This window comes from Patescibacteria group bacterium (genome assembly GCA_020148145.1).
Classification (GTDB): Bacteria; Patescibacteriota; Minisyncoccia; order Minisyncoccales; family JAHCRE01; genus JAHCRE01.
In genome coordinates this window covers 21,127-37,032 of record JAHCRE010000006.1, presented here as the reverse complement: position 1 = coordinate 37,032, position 15,906 = coordinate 21,127, and the positions used below count along the sequence as shown (strand labels likewise).

Annotated in this window: 13 protein-coding genes, 6 tRNA genes and 1 other RNA gene; 19 read left to right on the top strand and 1 reads right to left on the bottom strand. The window is 35.3% G+C overall.

The window, feature by feature from the left end:
* Window positions 1–21 precede the first annotated feature (21 nt).
* The 9 genes from KJA15_00525 to KJA15_00485 all read left to right on the top strand — a co-directional run bounded on the left by KJA15_00525 (window position 22) and on the right by KJA15_00485 (window position 7,449).
* Window positions 22–92 (top strand) — tRNA-Met (locus KJA15_00525).
* Window positions 93–132: 40 nt separating this feature from the next.
* Window positions 133–206 (top strand) — tRNA-Met (locus tag KJA15_00520).
* A gap of 45 nt (window positions 207–251) precedes the next feature.
* Window positions 252–327: transfer RNA gene (locus KJA15_00515), tRNA-Asp, on the top strand.
* 113 nt (window positions 328–440) lie between these two features.
* Entirely contained in the window at window positions 441–1,460 is a 1,020-nt protein-coding gene (locus tag KJA15_00510; GenBank protein MBZ9571810.1) for a hypothetical protein, read from the top strand.
* On the top strand, window positions 1,461–2,768 hold the full coding sequence (locus KJA15_00505; protein ID MBZ9571809.1) for a hypothetical protein: 1,308 nt from the start codon (window positions 1,461–1,463) through the stop codon (window positions 2,766–2,768).
* 1 nt (window position 2,769) lies between these two features.
* Window positions 2,770–4,383: a type IV secretion system DNA-binding domain-containing protein gene (locus KJA15_00500; protein ID MBZ9571808.1), complete on the top strand. Its 1,614-nt coding sequence runs from the start codon at window positions 2,770–2,772 to the stop codon at window positions 4,381–4,383.
* A 1-nt stretch (window position 4,384) separates the two neighbouring features.
* Window positions 4,385–5,590 carry a phosphoglycerate kinase gene (locus tag KJA15_00495; protein ID MBZ9571807.1) on the top strand — a complete coding sequence of 402 codons (1,206 nt, stop codon included), beginning with the start codon at window positions 4,385–4,387 and terminating at the stop codon, window positions 5,588–5,590.
* Between the two features lie 11 nt (window positions 5,591–5,601).
* Window positions 5,602–6,750 carry a DHH family phosphoesterase gene (locus tag KJA15_00490; protein MBZ9571806.1) on the top strand — a complete coding sequence of 383 codons (1,149 nt, stop codon included), beginning with the start codon at window positions 5,602–5,604 and terminating at the stop codon, window positions 6,748–6,750.
* A gap of 255 nt (window positions 6,751–7,005) precedes the next feature.
* Window positions 7,006–7,449 (top strand): ribonuclease HI family protein, encoded by a 444-nt coding sequence (locus KJA15_00485; protein ID MBZ9571805.1) that lies wholly within the window; start codon window positions 7,006–7,008, stop codon window positions 7,447–7,449.
* Window positions 7,450–7,487: 38 nt separating this feature from the next.
* Here KJA15_00485 and rnpB read toward each other — a convergent pair.
* An RNA gene (gene rnpB / locus KJA15_00480) (RNase P RNA component class A) lies at window positions 7,488–7,855 on the bottom strand.
* Window positions 7,856–7,923: 68 nt separating this feature from the next.
* On the opposite strand from rnpB, the gene murJ reads away from it, so the two are divergent.
* The 10 genes from murJ to KJA15_00430 all read left to right on the top strand — a co-directional run bounded on the left by murJ (window position 7,924) and on the right by KJA15_00430 (window position 15,805).
* Window positions 7,924–9,573, top strand: a complete 1,650-nt coding sequence (gene murJ / locus KJA15_00475; GenBank protein ID MBZ9571804.1) for a murein biosynthesis integral membrane protein MurJ — start codon at window positions 7,924–7,926, stop codon at window positions 9,571–9,573.
* Window positions 9,570–11,378, top strand: coding sequence for a translation elongation factor 4 (gene lepA, locus KJA15_00470; protein ID MBZ9571803.1), 1,809 nt, complete (start codon window positions 9,570–9,572; stop codon window positions 11,376–11,378). The genes murJ and lepA overlap by 4 nt, the downstream gene beginning before the upstream one ends.
* A 225-nt stretch (window positions 11,379–11,603) precedes the next feature.
* A complete protein-coding gene (locus KJA15_00465) occupies window positions 11,604–12,002 on the top strand; it encodes a septum formation initiator family protein (GenBank protein MBZ9571802.1) in 399 nt (132 codons plus the stop codon).
* Window positions 12,003–12,058: 56 nt separating this feature from the next.
* A tRNA-Gly gene (locus KJA15_00460) sits at window positions 12,059–12,129 on the top strand.
* A gap of 19 nt (window positions 12,130–12,148) precedes the next feature.
* A tRNA-Thr gene (locus tag KJA15_00455) sits at window positions 12,149–12,220 on the top strand.
* Between the two features lie 123 nt (window positions 12,221–12,343).
* Complete coding sequence (gene prfB / locus KJA15_00450) at window positions 12,344–13,354, top strand: peptide chain release factor 2 (protein ID MBZ9571801.1); 1,011 nt, start codon at window positions 12,344–12,346, stop codon at window positions 13,352–13,354.
* Window positions 13,347–14,027, top strand: coding sequence for a cell division ATP-binding protein FtsE (gene ftsE / locus KJA15_00445; protein ID MBZ9571800.1), 681 nt, complete (start codon window positions 13,347–13,349; stop codon window positions 14,025–14,027). The genes prfB and ftsE overlap by 8 nt, the downstream gene beginning before the upstream one ends.
* An 87-nt stretch (window positions 14,028–14,114) precedes the next feature.
* Complete coding sequence (locus tag KJA15_00440; GenBank protein ID MBZ9571799.1) at window positions 14,115–15,020, top strand: ABC transporter permease; 906 nt, start codon at window positions 14,115–14,117, stop codon at window positions 15,018–15,020.
* 12 nt (window positions 15,021–15,032) lie between these two features.
* Window positions 15,033–15,103, top strand: a tRNA-Gln gene (locus KJA15_00435).
* Between the two features lie 93 nt (window positions 15,104–15,196).
* Window positions 15,197–15,805: a 2'-5' RNA ligase family protein gene (locus tag KJA15_00430; GenBank protein MBZ9571798.1), complete on the top strand. Its 609-nt coding sequence runs from the start codon at window positions 15,197–15,199 to the stop codon at window positions 15,803–15,805.
* Window positions 15,806–15,906 lie beyond the last annotated feature (101 nt).

The window sequence follows — 15,906 nt, the reverse complement described above, 5'->3', positions numbered from 1 at the left end:
TATGATACGATTTTCAAATGGCGCGCCGTAGAGGAGTAGTACCTCGTCAGTCTCATAAGCTGAAGACCCTGGTGCAATTCCAGGCGGCGCAACAAATTGATTTTCCAAATTGCAGAAACGACTTGGAATAATGCCGGGGTAGCTCAGTTGGTTAGAGCATCGCACTCATAAGGCGAAAGTCGTGGGTTCGAACCCCACCCTCGGCATAGGGGACGTAGTTCAATTGGTTAGAACACCCCCCCCACCAAAATGGGTCCGTAGTGTAGCTAGGTTTAACACGTCGGTTTGTCGAACCGAAAATCGTGGGTTCAAATCCCATCGGACCCGCAGATTTGGTAGGGGAGAGTTGCGAGTTCGAGTCTCGCCGTCCCCGCATAAGGAGGTTCTTAAAAGCTCTAAAATTTCTTGACATATCTTTTTAACTGTGATATAAAGATATAATGATTCTTAATTACCAAAAAATTTGTCAAAATCTGCTTAAGGATTTACCCAAAAGAACAAAGGATATTATTGAGTCTCGTTTTGGTTTTGAGACTGGCAAAAGAAAGACTTTAGAGGAAATTGGAAGAGGCTACGGTATTACCAGAGAAAGGGTTCGGCAAATTGAAGAGGCCGGATTTTTAAAGTTGAAACCGAAATTGGAGAAACACCAAAAGGTTTTTCAATATTTTTCTGATCAAATTCATACTTTCGGAGATTTAAGGAGAGAAGAAGTATTACTTGATTTGCTGGGTGATTCCAAATTTCAAAACCAGGTTTTCTTCTTATTAAAATTGGGAGAAAAATTTGATAGATTTTCTGAAACAAGAAACCTTTATTCTCTCTGGACAATTAATCCCAATTCTTTAAGTTTTGCTCAAGAAGTCTTATCTTCTCTCTATAATAAATTTGAAGAGATTAATCGTCCCTTGTTGTTTGAAGAAATTATTAAAGAAACCAATTTGGGCTTTGAAAAGCTAACTCCTAAAGCTTTAGTTTCCTATCTTGAGGTTTCAAAGAAAATTCAAAAGGGGCCGGAAGAGAAATTTGGCCTAAAAGATTGGCCAGAGATTAATCCCCGAGGGATAAAAGATAGGGCCCATTTAATATTTAAAAGAGAAAAAAAGCCTTTGCATTTTCGAGAGGTCACTCAATTAATTAACAATTCAAAACTGGAAAAAATATCTCAATCTTTGGCCTTACCCCAGACTGTTCATAATGAATTAATCAAAGATCCCAGATTTGTTCTGGTTGGTCGCGGCCTTTATGCCCTAAGAGAATGGGGATATGTCCCGGGAGTGGTCAAGGATATAATTTCAATGGTTTTAAAAAAGAGCAAGAGGTCTCTAAGCAAAGAAGAAATAGTGAAAGAGGTTTTAAAACAAAGATTAGTTAAGATAAATACTATTTTGATAAATCTCCAAGATAAAAAGTATTTTTTAAAAAATTCTGCTGGGAAGTACAAAATTAAAGAAGTTTAAATGATTCTGGAAATTTTAGATTTATTAAAAACTCCTGATTTCTGGGCTAAAACTTCAATTTCTAGTTTAGAAATTTTAAAGAATTGGTGGTGGGTTATCCTGCCTTTTATTTTTATCCAGCCTTTTTTGTATCTTTATCTTTATTTTATTCGAGACAGGTGGACATCCAAAATTAAATTTATTCTCCTCGAAATCAAGATACCAAAAGAAGTATTAAAGCCTATCAAGGCCATGGAACAGGTTTTCGCTGGTTTCCATGCAATTCATGATATTTTTAGCTTTAGAGAGAAATGGCTAGAAGGGAAATGTCAGTTGGCCATTTCTCTGGAAATCGTTAGTTTTGGTGGTGAGGTTCACTTTTATGTCAGAGCGCCAGAAGTATTCCGAAATATTATTGAATCAAATATCTATTCTCAATATGCCGAGGCTGAAATTTCTGAAGTTGATGACTATACAAAATATGTTCCCCAAGATATTCCCAACAAAGATTGGGATCTTTTTGGTTTTGATATGAAAAACCCTAGACCAAGTCCTTACCCAATTAAGACTTATTCAAAATTTGAATTAGAAAGAGAGATAAAGGAAGAAAAAAGAATTGACCCTTTAGCTGGACTTCTTGAAGGAATGGCTACTCTTAAACCAGGCGAACAACTCTGGCTTCAGATAATTGCTAAACCAATTAGAGACGAGATTCCCTGGATTAAGGAAGGAGAAAAAATAGTTGAGGAATTAATGGGTAGGGCTGCTCCTCCTTCTTTGGAGCCATTTCCTCAGTATGCTATAAAAGGGACCACTCGGGTTTTAATAGCTGGGGAACCCCTTGAAGAAGCAAAAAAAGAACCAGAAAAAATAGAATTTGGAGCCTTAAGACTTTCTCCCGGAGAATTAGAGATAATTAAAGGAATTCAGGAAAAAATTTCAAAATTTGGTTTTGACTGTAATGTTAGATATTTTTATCTTGGGAAAAAAGGTGTTTTCTTTAAACCAAAAGCCCGAATTCCCTTTGGTTTTTTTAAGGAAATTTCTACTGAGAATATGAATGGTCTTAAACCCTGGACAAAAACAATGCCAAAGATTCAATGGATTCTGAGAAAGAGAAGAACCTATCTAAGGAAGAGAAGATTATTTAAATATTATATAAAAAGATGGCCTCCTTTATTTCCTCGAAAAGGTGGCACTTATATTTTAAATACTGCCGAATTAGCCACTTTGTATCATTTCCCTGGGAGAATAGTTGCTCCTGCTCCAGCTGTTCCTCGAATAGAGGCTAAAAAAGGAGAAGCCCCTCCGGGTCTACCTACTGAATAATATGAAAAATAACAAAGATATAACCTTTTTTGCTGAAACAACTTTCCGGAACATAAGGAAAAAGTTTGGCATAAAACTCGATGATCGGCGTCGACATATTTATCTTATTGGGAAAACGGGGATGGGAAAAACAGTAATGATGGAAAATATGGCTATTCAAGATATTCAGCAGGGTAGAGGTATTGGTTTTGTTGATCCCCATGGTGAGGCAGCCGAAAGATTATTAAACTTTGTTCCCTCTAATCGAATTAATGATGTTGTTTATTTTAATCCGGCCGATTTAGACTATCCAATTACCTTCAATGTTATGGAAAAGGTTAGTTTAGAACATAGACATTTGATCGCCTCGGGCCTAATGGGAGTTTTTAAAAAAATCTGGCCAGATGTCTGGTCAGCCAGAATGGAATACATTTTAAATAATTCTATTTTAGCTCTTTTAGAATATCCTGGTTCAACTTTATTAGGGATTAACCGAATGATGGCTGATCCCGAATATCGAAAAAAGGTAGTTGAGAAAATTACTGACCCGGTAATAAAAACTTTTTGGGTTAATGAATTTGCCAGATACACCCAGAGATATGAAGTAGAGGCAACAGCTGCCATCCAAAATAAAGTTGGCCAATTCATCTCTGCCCCCTTAGTTCGAAACATTATTGGCCAGGTTAAGTCAGCTATTGATATGAGAGAAATAATGGATGAAGGGAAAATTCTGATTTTAAACTTGTCTAAAGGAAGAATTGGTGAAGATAATTCAATGCTCTTGGGAGCTCTTTTAATTACAAAATTGCAATTAGCAGCAATGTCAAGGGTGGATGTTCCCGAAGAACAAAGAAGAGATTTCTTTTTGTATGTTGACGAATTTCAGAACTTTGCCACTGAATCCTTTGTTAACATTTTATCTGAGGCAAGAAAATATAGGCTGTCTTTGACTTTAGGGCATCAATATATTGCCCAAATGGAAGATTCAGTTAGAGATGCTGTTTTTGGTAATGTCGGAACTCTCATCTCTTTTAGAGTGGGAGCTGAAGACGCTGAATACTTAGAAAAAGAATTTATTCCCGAGTTTTCGGCTACTGATTTGGTTAATCTGGCAAAATACAACATTTATTTGAAGTTAATGATTGATGGAATAGCAGGCCGTCCATTTTCTGCTGAAACCCTACTTCCTATACTAAAACCAGAAAAATCAAATAGAGAAAAGATTATTAAGGCCTCTAGGGAAAGATATGGAGCCTCAAGGTCAATTGTTGAAGAAAAAATTAGTCGCTGGTTGGGAACTTCAACCCTGCCTACAACTCCCAGACCAGCCACTCCTGTTCTTTACGATGCCCAATGTTTTTTGTGCAAAAAATGGACAAAAGTTATTTTTCCTCCCGATGGAACCAGGCCAGTTTATTGTAAATCTTGTCTTAAGAAAATAAAAACATCAAAAGTTTCAACCATTTCCCTTAAAGAGGCTTTTAAAAAAGAACCCACCCCCTTTTTATCTAAAAAAATAAAAAAAACAAAAAGACCAAAGAGAAAAACCGTTAATTTAGAAGAATTAAAGAAAGTTTTAGAAGAATCTTTAAAGAAAACAAAATCAAAGACAAAAAATCAGGGAGATAAAACTTAGAATGAAAAGTCTAAGGGATTTTGACTTCAAAGATAAAAGAGTTTTGGTAAGATGTGATTTTAATGTTCCCCTTACTCCAGAAGGGGAAATTTTAGATGATTTCCGAATTAGAAAGACCATCCCCACCATTGAATATTTAATAAAAAAAGGGGCAAAGATTATTTTAATGAGTCATTTAGATAATCCCGGAGGTGAAATTGTGGAGAGATTGAGGTTGAATATGATTCAGGAAAAATTAATGGAATATTTAGATTTATCAGTAGTAAAGGCAAAAGATTGTTTAGGAAAAGAAATTGAAAAATGGATAGATTCAATGAGGTCTGGAGAAATTTTACTTTTAGAAAATTTAAGATTTCACAAAGAGGAAAAAGGAAATTCTGAAAATTTTGCCAAAGAACTTTCCAGATTAGGGGATATTTTTATTAATGAAGCCTTTTCAACCTGTCATAGACCCCATGCCTCAATTGCCAAAGTACCGAAATATTTACCTTCGGGAGTGGGATTATTATCAGAAAAGGAAATTAAAATTCTTTCTAAGGTTTTAGAAAAACCTTGGCGTCCTCTGGTAGCAATAATTGGAGGGATAAAAGTTTCAACTAAGGCTAAAGCAATCCCTAAATTTCTCAAAATAGCTGACCATCTACTTGTGGGAGGGGAAATAGCTAATATTATTTTGAGAATAAAAGGAATTTCTATAGGAAAACCCTGGCCAGAAAAAGAAGTAATAGAAGAAATTAAAAAATTAGATTTAACTAATCCCAAGCTTCATCTTCCCATGGATGGGATTGTTTCTTTAGAGAGCGGAGAGGGGGATTATATTCGAGAGGCTGCCCTGGGAAGTATTAGAAAAGAAGAGGGAGTTTTTGATATCGGGCCGGAAACTATCAAAATTTTTTCTCAAATAATTAAAAATGCTCAAATGATTATTTGGAGTGGCCCTTTAGGAGTTTATGAAAAAAAACAATTTGAAAAAGGAACTAAAGAAATTGCCCAGGCTATTATTAGGAACCCCCTCGTCTTTAAAATTGCTGGCGGAGGGGATACCCTCTCTGCTCTTAATAAATTTAATTTAGCGGATAAATTTGATTATCTTTCTACTGGAGGAGGGGCAATGCTTAAATTTCTAGGTGGCGAAAAACTGCCAGGCCTGGAAGCTTTAAATTTCTATGAGAAAAACTCAAAATTCTATGCTGGAATAAAAAAATAAATTAGGATATTGTGGAAATTAAAAATTTAAAAAAAGCAGCCCAAAGGATAATAGTTGCAATTAAGTCGAAAGAAAAAATCATCCTTTATGGAGATGCTGATTTAGATGGAGTATCCTCAGTCCTTATTTTAAAAGAAACTCTCAAAACTCTGGGCGGAGAAATTCCCGCTATTTATTTTCCTGACCGAGAAAAAGAAGGATATGGATTAAATGTTAAAGCTCTAAATTATTTAAAAAATGAAGCCCCTAGTTTGCTAATTACCTTAGATTGTGGAATCGGAAATTTTGAGGAAATAAAACTTGCTAAAAAATTGGGATTTGAGGTAATTATTGTTGATCATCACCAAGTTTTAAATAAAATTCCCCAGGCTTCTATTGTCGTTGATCCAAAACAAAAAGGTGATGAGTATCCTTTTAAAGAACTGGCCAATGCCGCAATTGCTTTTAAGCTTTCCCAGGCTCTCTTAGGAAAAAAATTAACTCAGTCTTTAAAAGAAAATTTCCTTGAACTCGTTGCTTTAGCCACTATCGCCGATCAGATGCCCAGAATTGAAGAGAATCAGATTTTCATTGAAGAAGGAATTAGGTCTCTTAGAAATAGTTGGCGACCGGGATTGAGGGCTTTTTTGAAAATAAATTTACTTAAAAGTTGTAAAAATTTCCAAGAATTTATTCAAAGAATTATTTCTTCTTTAAATACCGCCGATGTTAAAAATCACCTTACCGGAGCTTATTTACTTTTAACTCAAAAAGACGAAGAAACAGCGGAATATTTGGTTAAAGGTCTCCTTGAAAAAAGTTCTCAACGCAAAGTCAGAATCAGAGAGATAAATAGAGAAGTTGAGGAAAGGATTTTGAAAAAATCAGAAGAAATAGTTTTTGAAGGAGCATCTGACTGGTCATTAACTTTACTTGGTCCAGTTGCTTCCAGAATCTGCCAGAAATATAAAAAGCCGACCTTCCTTTTTCAGAAGGGCCAAAAAGAAAGTCAAGGAGCAGTAAGGATACCTCAAGGACTTGATGGAGTCAAAGCGATGGGCACTTGTCCAGAAATTTTAGAGACCTATGGTGGTCATCCACCGGCCTGTGGTTTCAGAATAAAAAATGAAAACTTAGAACAATTTAAAAAACGCCTAATTGAATATTTCTCTAAAAGGTGACTGTCACCACGAAAAAAAATCTAAAAATTATGAAAAAAATTATTATTTACATAGATGGAGGCTCAAGAGGTAATCCTGGGCCGTCGCTCCACTCTCTCTCGCCTTCGGCTCGAGCGCCCCTTCGGGGCTTCGCTTCGCTCCTTGAAACCTTGCGGTTTCAATACTTCCACTACGGGAAAACACCCAGTTTTCCCGACCCCTTTCTGTGGCCCAGGATTACTGTCAGATTTTAATATAAAGTATACTTTTAAACCTATGAAAAAGATAATAATTTACATCGACGGAGGTTCCAGGGGTAATCCTGGGCCGGCGGCCATTGGAGCTTTGTTTTGTAATGAAAAGGGTCAGATGATAAAAAAATACTCTCAGTATTTGGGTGAGAATTTTACAAATAACGAGGCTGAGTATTTAGCTTGCATTTCTGCTTTGAAAAAATTTAAGGCTCTTTTTGGAAAAAAATTAGCCAAAAACTCAGAAATCGAATTAAGATCAGATTCAGAGCTTTTAGTAAAACAATTGCGAGGTCAATTCAAAATTTTAGATTCAAAAATTCAACCTCTTTTTTTAAAAGCCTGGAACCTAAAAATTGATTTTAAAAAAGTTAAATTTAAACTCATTTCTCGAGAAAAAAATAAAGAGGCCGATAGGCTGGTAAATGAAGCTCTCAATATTCGAGCAAAGACTCAGAAATTAGTCTAAATATAATTAAAAAACAGGGGATATTCCCTGTTTTTTAATGTCCTAGTAAGTCCATAAGCCGAATTCTGTTTTAAGTGATTATCTCTCTAGGCCCAATGTTACCACTGGGCTCAGGCGAACTACTTTTCCAAGAGTTCTACAAGATTTAGCAGAACTTTGGTTTGTTCTTGCACCCGATAAGGATTTAGCCGTTTCACCTCAGCCTTTAGGCTGAACTCGCCCTCCGAGGCCTTTGGCTTCGGAGGGCGCCTCGACCCTTTCGAGCCTCGGCGTCTCTGTTCGCACCTCTAATCTTACGATCGACGGTTGTTAACCGCTATCTTTTTAGATCCGTCTCAGCGATGGAAATGGGTGTTCGGACTTTCCTCAGATCGTAAAAACGATCCGCAATCACCCGACTTACTAGGACAAATTCATTTTAACCCTTTAATTTTTTTCTGTCAAGGGTATAATGATATATTAACTTAATATAAAATGTTTAATCGGATTTTTAATTCTCAAACTAAAACCGTTACCTTTGCTGCCATTTTAATCGGTCTTTCTTCGGCAATCAGTCGAATTTTAGGACTTATTCGAAATGGGCTTTTGGCTGGTTACTTTGGAACAAAAACTGAGGCAAATATTTATTTAGCCGCCTTTAGAATCCCTGATTTAGTTTATAATGTTTTAATTGTTGGTGGACTGGCGGTTGCCTTTTTACCATTGTTTTCAGAATATTTTACTAAAAATAAAGAAAAAGCCTGGGAAATGACAAACTACGTTTTAAATATTTTTTTGTTTCTCCTTATTTTAACTTCACTGGTACTCTTTTTTTTAGCCCCCCAGTTAATGGAAATTATTGTTCCTGGCTTTTCTCCTCAAGATAGAGCCTTAACTGTTGTTTTGGCTAGAATAATGTTTTTAAGCCCGATTTTCTTTGGGATGTCAAATATCTTTTCTGGAATTCTGCAGTATTTTAATCGATTCCTTGTTTATTCGTTAGCTCCTATTTTGTATAATCTGGGAATTATTTTTGGGATTTTGTTTTTTTATCCAACCTTTGGTCTTTTAGGCTTAGCTTATGGAGTAATTTTAGGAGCTTTTTGTCACTGGCTAGTTCAGATTCCGGCGGCTATAAATTCTGGTTTTTCATATAGGTTTCTTTTTGATTTTAAGTATCCGGCTATAAAAAAGATTTTTTATTTAATGATCCCTCGAACCTTCACTGTCGCTGCTCAACAAATAAACCTTTTGGTAATTACTGCTATTGCCTCAACGATCGCTGGTGGGATTGCTATTTTTAATTATGCAAATGATTTTCAGTATTTTCCTATTGGAATAATTGCTATTCCTTTTGCCATTGCTGTTTTTCCAACTCTTTCTAAGGCTTGGGCTAGTAATGACAAAGAAAAATTTTTAGAACAATTTTCTTTGGCCTTTCGACATATTCTTTTTTTAATTATTCCAATTTCACTCTTAATGTTTATTTTAAGAGCTCAGATAATTAGATTAGTTTTAGGGACCTTAGGGCCCCAGGAATTTGATTGGCCAGCCACTAAATTGACCGCTGCCTGTCTTGGACTTTTTTCTATTGGAATTTTTGCCCTGGCTTTTATTCATTTGATTTCCCGGGCCTTCTTTTCCATGCAAGACACTAAAACTCCTACTTTAATTGCTGTCGGAGCGGTTATTTTAAATATTATTTTGAGTTTTAATTTTGTCCGGCTTTTAAAATTTCCTAACTTTATTCAGGATTTCCTGAGGGCAATCTTAAAATTAGAGGGAATGGAAAATATATCAGTTACTGGATTACCCTTAGCCTTCTCTTTGAGTGTTATCTTTCAGTTTATTTTGCTTTTATTTTTCTTTTATAAAAAAATCGGTGATATAAAATTAATAGAAATTTGGCGCTCTCTTTCAAAAATTATTATAGCTAGTATTTTAATGATCCTTTTCACTTATTTTACTCTTTATTTTTCAGCCAATTTTGTTAACACCAAAACAGTCTTTGGGCTTTCCCTTCAGACGGTTTTAGCTGGGGCAGTGGGTGGTTTTGTTTATATTTTAATCACTTTTCTTTTAAAATCACCGGAATTTGAAACCTTTAAATATTCGATTTTAAGACAATTTCAAAGCAAATCATGAGAGATCAATCTTTTATCAGAAATTTCTGTATTATCTCACACATAAATCACGGTAAGTCAACTTTGGCTGATCGCTTTTTAGAGTTGACAGAGACCGTAGATAAAAAAGAAATGAGGCCACAATATCTCGATACAATGGATTTAGAAAGAGGCAAAGGCATTACAATAAAAATGCATCCCGTAAGAATGAATTATACCCTAGTAGCTAAACCCTATACCCTGAACTTGATTGATACCCCTGGCCACGTTGATTTCTCTTACGAAGTTTCTCGTTCTTTGGCAGCGGTTGAAGGAGCAATTTTATTAATTGACGCTACTCAGGGAATTCAGGCCCAGACATTGGCAAACTTAGATTTGGCTAAAAAGCAAAATTTAGTGATTCTACCAGTGGTTAATAAAATTGACCTCTCTAATGCTCGAATTAAGGAAACAACTGAGGAAATGGCTAACCTTTTGGGTATAGAAAAAAAAGAGGTTATGAAAATTTCAGCCAAATACGGAACCAACACCCCAGAGATTTTAAAAACGACAATTGAAAAAATTCCCTCTCCAGGAGGCGATATAAAAGGGCCCTTGCGGGCTCTAATTTTTGATTCAAAATACGATCCTTATAAGGGAGTAATCTGTTTTGTCCGAATAGTTGATGGCAAGATTAAAAATGGACAAAACCTTTATTTATTGGCTGGAAAGATAGAGGGTAAAGTAAAAGAGCTAGGTTTCTTTGGACCTCAATTCTTACCTCAGGAAGAGTTAAAGACAGGTGAAATTGGTTATATTGCTACTGGAATTAAAGAACCGGGAAGGGTAAGGGTAGGGGATACCATTACCAGTCACTCAGTCGCTCAGTCACTCAGTCACTCAGTGAAGTCATTACCTGGTTATTTGGAGCCTAAACCCATGATTTTTGCTAGTTTTTATCCAGAAAATCCTGATGATTTTAATCTTTTAAAAGAAGCTTTGATGAAATTGAAATTGAACGATGCCTCTCTTATTTTTGAACCAGAAAGAAAAGAGGGTCTCGGTCGAGGATATCTTTGTGGATTTTTAGGTTCCCTCCATATCGAAATTGTCGCTGAGAGATTAAAAAGAGAATTTGACTTGAATTTGGTAATTTCCACCCCCTCAGTGGTTTATAAAATTATCAAAAAAAATAATGAAACATTTTTTGTTTATTCCCCCAGTGATTGGCCCAACCCTTCAGTTATAAAAGAAATTCAAGAACCCTGGGTAAGATTAGAAATTATTACCCCATCGGGTTATCTTGGCCGAGTTTTAGAAATCGTCGAAAAATTGGAAGGAAATTACATTGAAAAAAAGTATTTCAGCCAGGATCGATTACTTCTAATTTACGAGGTCCCTTTAAGAGAAATTATTGTCGGATTTTATGATCAACTTAAAGGGCAAAGTCAGGGTTTTGCCTCAATGAATTATGAAATTTTAGGCTATCGGCCGGCAGATTTAATAAAACTTGAAATTTTAATTGCTGGGAAAAAAGAAGAGGTTTTTTCAAAAATCGTTCCAAAAAATAGGACCCTTGAAGAAGGAAAAAAGATTGTTAAAAAATTAAAAGAAATTTTGCCTTCCCAACTTTTTTCTGTTGCCCTCCAGGCAGCAGTTGGCGGAAAAATTATTGCCCGGGAAACAATAAAAGCTAGGAGAAAAGACGTTACCGCTCCTCTTTATGGTGGTGATTACACTCGGAAGCGAAAGCTTCTAGAAAAACAAAAAAAAGGCAAGAAAAAATTAAAAGAAATTGGAGGGGTAAGAATTCCTACAAAGGTATTTTTAGAAATATTTAAGGCCTAAAAGAAGTTGACAATTCTTAATTATTTCGCTATCTTAAAACAGTTCGTTAAAAAGCGGCTCAAATGACCGCTGTTTTTTACTACCCTTTTAAAATTTTATTAATTCTGTATAATCAAAATAGGGGAGCGATTAGAAAGAAAACTGTACTTAAGATCACTGAAAAGACTATAATAATCCAGATTATTCTAAAAATTTTCTTCGGTCTAATTTTAGGCATATTGGTATATGATAGCAAAATCAAAGAAATTTAAAAGGAAGCGCCTTTATAAGAAAGTCCTTTTTACTATTTTTTCAACCCTTTTCGCCTTAGGAATAATCGCCTTTTTACTCCTTTCTAATTCAAGAATAAATCAAAGAAAGAGAGAACTTACCTCCCAAATTGAGCGCTTAAAAGAAGAAATCCAAACTCTAGAGAAAAAAAATGAGGAATTAAAAGCTGGAATTTTTCAGATTTCAGATGAAAGCTATTTAGAAAAAGTGGCCAGAGAAAAGTTTTTACTCAAAAAAGAAGGAGAAGAGGTAGTAGTTATTTCGCCATCAGGAGAAACAGAGGAAGAAAAAACCGAGGAGCCAAAAAGCCTCTGGCAGAAAATTTTAGAAAAGTTAGAAAAGTTAAAATTTTAATGGGCGGGTGTCGTATAATGGTTACTGTGACTTTTCCCAAGTTTCGTAGCAAATCTGCGGGATTAGTTGAGTGGCTCAATGCAACCTTCCCAAGGTTGAGACACGGGTTCAATCCCCGTATCCCGCTTAAATTGAAGAGCTATGATGCCAGAGTAGCTCAGAGGAAGAGCAGCGCTCTCGTAAAGCGCAGGTCATCGGTTCAAATCCGATCTCTGGCTTTATTGAAGTTAATTAGAAAAGGAATAAAATTATGGCTGATCTATTTTTAAAATTAAAAGAACTTCAAACTAAAATCCATCAGTTGATGGACCGTCTTTGACTTAGAAAAAAAGAGAGAGAAAATTAGAGAATTTAAAAAAGAATCTCAAAAAGCCGATTTTTGGAAAGAAAAAGTTAGGGCAACTGAAATTAGTCAAGAATTGGCTCACATTTCTAATGAGGTAAAAAAATGGGATCAGATATTAAGGGAACTAAAAGGATTGAGTGCTTTACTTAAGGAGAAAGATTTTAAAGAATTAGAGATACAAAAAAGAATTCAGATTTTAGAAACTAAAATTAAAAAGGAAGAACTGAGAATCTTTCTTTCTGGAAAATATGACAAGGGAAGTGCGACTTTACAGATAATGGCCGGGGCAGGTGGACAGGATGCTCAAGATTGGGCAACAATGTTACTTAGAATGTATCAAAGGTATTGCCTGGTTTCGGGGTATAAAACAAAAATTTTAGACCAATCCTTTGGTCAAGGAGGTGGTCCAGAAGGAAGAATTGGGACAAAATCAGCCACTCTAGAGATTAAAGGACCTTATGCCTTCGGTTTCCTTAAAAAAGAAACTGGAGTTCACAGACTTGTTAGAATTTCTCCCTTTTCTCCAAAGAGCCTTCGTCATACCTCTTTTGCCCTAGTTGAAGTTTTGCCCGAGATTGGAAAAGTTGAGGAACAGAATATTAAAATTAAACAGGATGATCTAAAATTAGAAACTTTTAGAGCTTCAGGTCCTGGTGGTCAGTATGTGAACAGGAGAGAATCGGCAGTTAGAATCACCCATTTACCAACTAAAATTACTGTTTCCTGTCAAGGCGAAAGACTCCAGGGACTAAATCGAGAAAAGGCAATGAAGGTTTTATATGCTAAACTTCTTCAACTGAAAGCAAAAAAACAAAAAAAAGAGTTAAAAGAAATCAAAGGTAGTCTAATTTCGGCTAGCTGGGGAAATCAAATTAGATCTTATGTTTTACATCCTTATAAACTTGTCAAAGATCTCAGAACCAAAATAGAAACATCTGACGTTGAAGGGGTTTTGGATGGTAATTTAGATAAATTTATTGAAGCCCAAATAAAATTAAATGATTAAATTTCAGAATATTACTAAAGTCTATCCTCCAAATACTATTGCCTTAGAGGATATCTCTTTTGAAGTAGCAAAAAAAGAGTTTGTTTCAATTGTCGGAAGATCGGGGGCTGGTAAAACAACTTTGTTTAAATTACTCCTAGCCGAAGAAAGACCAACTAAAGGAAGAGTTTTTTTTGATAAAAACGATGTTCATAGAATAGAAAGAGGTGATCTTCCTCAACTAAGGCGAAGAATTGGGACAGTTTTCCAGGATTATAAACTTCTACCTTCAAAAACAACTTATGAAAATATTGCCTATACTTTAGAAGTAATTGGGGCAACAGACGAGGAAATTGCCCGTCAGGTTCCTGAAGTTTTGGAAATTGTTGGATTGACTGATCGGGCCGATAATTTCCCAGCTGAACTTTCCCAGGGAGAGCGTCAAAGAACAGCCCTTGCTCGGGCTTTTATCCATCGACCTGATGTTATTTTAGCCGATGAACCAACTGGTAATTTAGATCCCTATCACGCCTCAGACATTATTAGACTTTTATTGAGAATTCAGGAATTGGGAACTACTGTTATTTTAGCCACCCATAATAAGGAAATAATTAATATCTTAAGGAAAAGGGTAATAACCCTGGAGGAGGGAAGAATAATTAGGGATAAAGAAAAAGGCCGATTCATTCTGTAGCTGACTAGTTTGTAGTTTATTAGCTTTTTAGGTAAAGATATAAATTTCTAATAAGCTAACCGGCTAAGAAGCTAAAAAGCTAAATTAATGTTTGTACTAATTAAAAGAATATTTAAATCTGGTTGGTTAAATTTTAAAAGGAATAGCGGATTATCTTTGGCTACTATTTTTATTATGTTGATTGTTATTTCTTTGGCCACCTCCCTTTTTATTTCACAAAAAGCGACTCGATTTTTGATTTTGAGCCTTCAAGAAAAAGTTGATATTTCAGTTTATTTTAAAGAAGATTCTCCAGAAGAAGATATTTTAGAACTAAAGGACGAAATTTCTAAGATTCCAGAAGTAAAGAATATAGAATATGTTTCTCGAACTGAGGCTTTAGAAAGATTTACTCAGAGGCACAAAGATAATCCTTTGTTAATGGCCTCTTTGGTTGAGGTTGAAAACCCCTTTTTAGCTGCCTTAAATATTAAAGCCTGGGAAGCCACTCAATACGGAATTGTCGCAAATTTTTTAGAAGACAATTCCTCTGAAAATCTAATTGAAAAAGTTGATTATTATCAAAGAAAACCAGTCATTGAAAGAATTTTCTCAATAACCTCCGGGATTAACAAAGCGGGAATTGGAGCCAGTTTGATTTTTGGGATATTGGCCATTTTAATTGCCTTTAATACCATTAAATTAGCAATTTATAACTCAAGAGAGGAAATTGAAATTCAGAGATTAGTTGGTGCCTCAAATCGGTTTATCAGAGGACCCTTTTTAATCCAGGGAGTAATTTCTGGTTTTCTCGCTACTCTAATTTGCCTTTTAATTTTTCTTCCTCTTTGCTATTTTTTAAGTCCAAAACTGGAAATTCTCATTCCCGGTTTAAATATTTACAGTTTCTTTGTCAGTAATTTCTGGACATTGCTTTTAATTCAGATTTTAACCGGAATAGGATTAGGGGTAATTTCCAGTATAATTGCTATCAGGAGATATTTAGAAGTATAATTCTCGTTATTTTGGAGGGTCTGCTAACGGTAGGCAGCGGGTCTCTGGAACCCGTAATGTAGGTTCGAATCCTACCCCTCCAGCACTCAATTTTTAACTCAAAATTAGCTACCCGTCGTGGACGGTTAGAACTTTTTGCGGTTTTTTGATAGAATGAAGACGACTTAAGAAATTTTATGAAAAATAAGATATTTCTAAGAAATAAGAATAATCCTATTCCAGAATTCAATGATTTATCTCTTAATTTTTGGATTTCACCTCCTTTAAAAGAGAAAATCAGTGAAATTGCCCAACTTCTGAGAGAAAAATTTCCGAATCAAGATTATGTACCTCAGGATATGTATCACTGCACTGTTAAATCCTGTGGTTTGTTGAGAAAACAGATTCAAGAATCTGTAATACCAGATGTTATTAAAAAAACTAAAGAAGCATTGGTTGGATTTCAACCATTTGAGGTAGAACTTAAAGGATTTAGTCAATTTCCCAATAATATATTTGTGCAGGTTTTTTCTCCTGACGACAAACTCTTTGAGTTACATAAGCGATTAAACAATGCAATTCCTTTTAGCGAGTATCCCGAATTTGAGGGAAATAATTATATGCCCCACGTTGCAGTAATTTATTTCTACGAAGAGCCTACTGAATTATTTGAAACCATCAAGAAAAACTACCAAGAAATTTCGTTTGGGAAAATGCTTGTCAGTCAAATCAATATAATTAAAGGTGGATTACCGCCCGATGGTCATAGAGTGGATGTGCTTGAGACCTTTAAGTTGGGTATATAAACATAATTCATCTAATTCTCTAAACACAGTTCTAACATTGTCCACGATGTTCCGTAACCAAATTTTTTATCAAGAGACCAAGAGATTTAAAAACAAAAAGC

Coding starts and splice junctions, on each gene's coding strand:
- KJA15_00510 (MBZ9571810.1), top strand. CDS start 441: ATGATTCTTAATTACCAAAAAATTTGTCAAAATCTGCTTAAGGATTTA.
- KJA15_00505 (MBZ9571809.1), top strand. CDS start 1,461: ATGATTCTGGAAATTTTAGATTTATTAAAAACTCCTGATTTCTGGGCT.
- KJA15_00500 (MBZ9571808.1), top strand. CDS start 2,770: ATGAAAAATAACAAAGATATAACCTTTTTTGCTGAAACAACTTTCCGG.
- KJA15_00495 (MBZ9571807.1), top strand. CDS start 4,385: ATGAAAAGTCTAAGGGATTTTGACTTCAAAGATAAAAGAGTTTTGGTA.
- KJA15_00485 (MBZ9571805.1), top strand. CDS start 7,006: ATGAAAAAGATAATAATTTACATCGACGGAGGTTCCAGGGGTAATCCT.
- murJ (MBZ9571804.1), top strand. CDS start 7,924: ATGTTTAATCGGATTTTTAATTCTCAAACTAAAACCGTTACCTTTGCT.
- lepA (MBZ9571803.1), top strand. CDS start 9,570: ATGAGAGATCAATCTTTTATCAGAAATTTCTGTATTATCTCACACATA.
- KJA15_00465 (MBZ9571802.1), top strand. CDS start 11,604: ATGATAGCAAAATCAAAGAAATTTAAAAGGAAGCGCCTTTATAAGAAA.
- ftsE (MBZ9571800.1), top strand. CDS start 13,347: ATGATTAAATTTCAGAATATTACTAAAGTCTATCCTCCAAATACTATT.
- KJA15_00440 (MBZ9571799.1), top strand. CDS start 14,115: ATGTTTGTACTAATTAAAAGAATATTTAAATCTGGTTGGTTAAATTTT.
- KJA15_00430 (MBZ9571798.1), top strand. CDS start 15,197: ATGAAAAATAAGATATTTCTAAGAAATAAGAATAATCCTATTCCAGAA.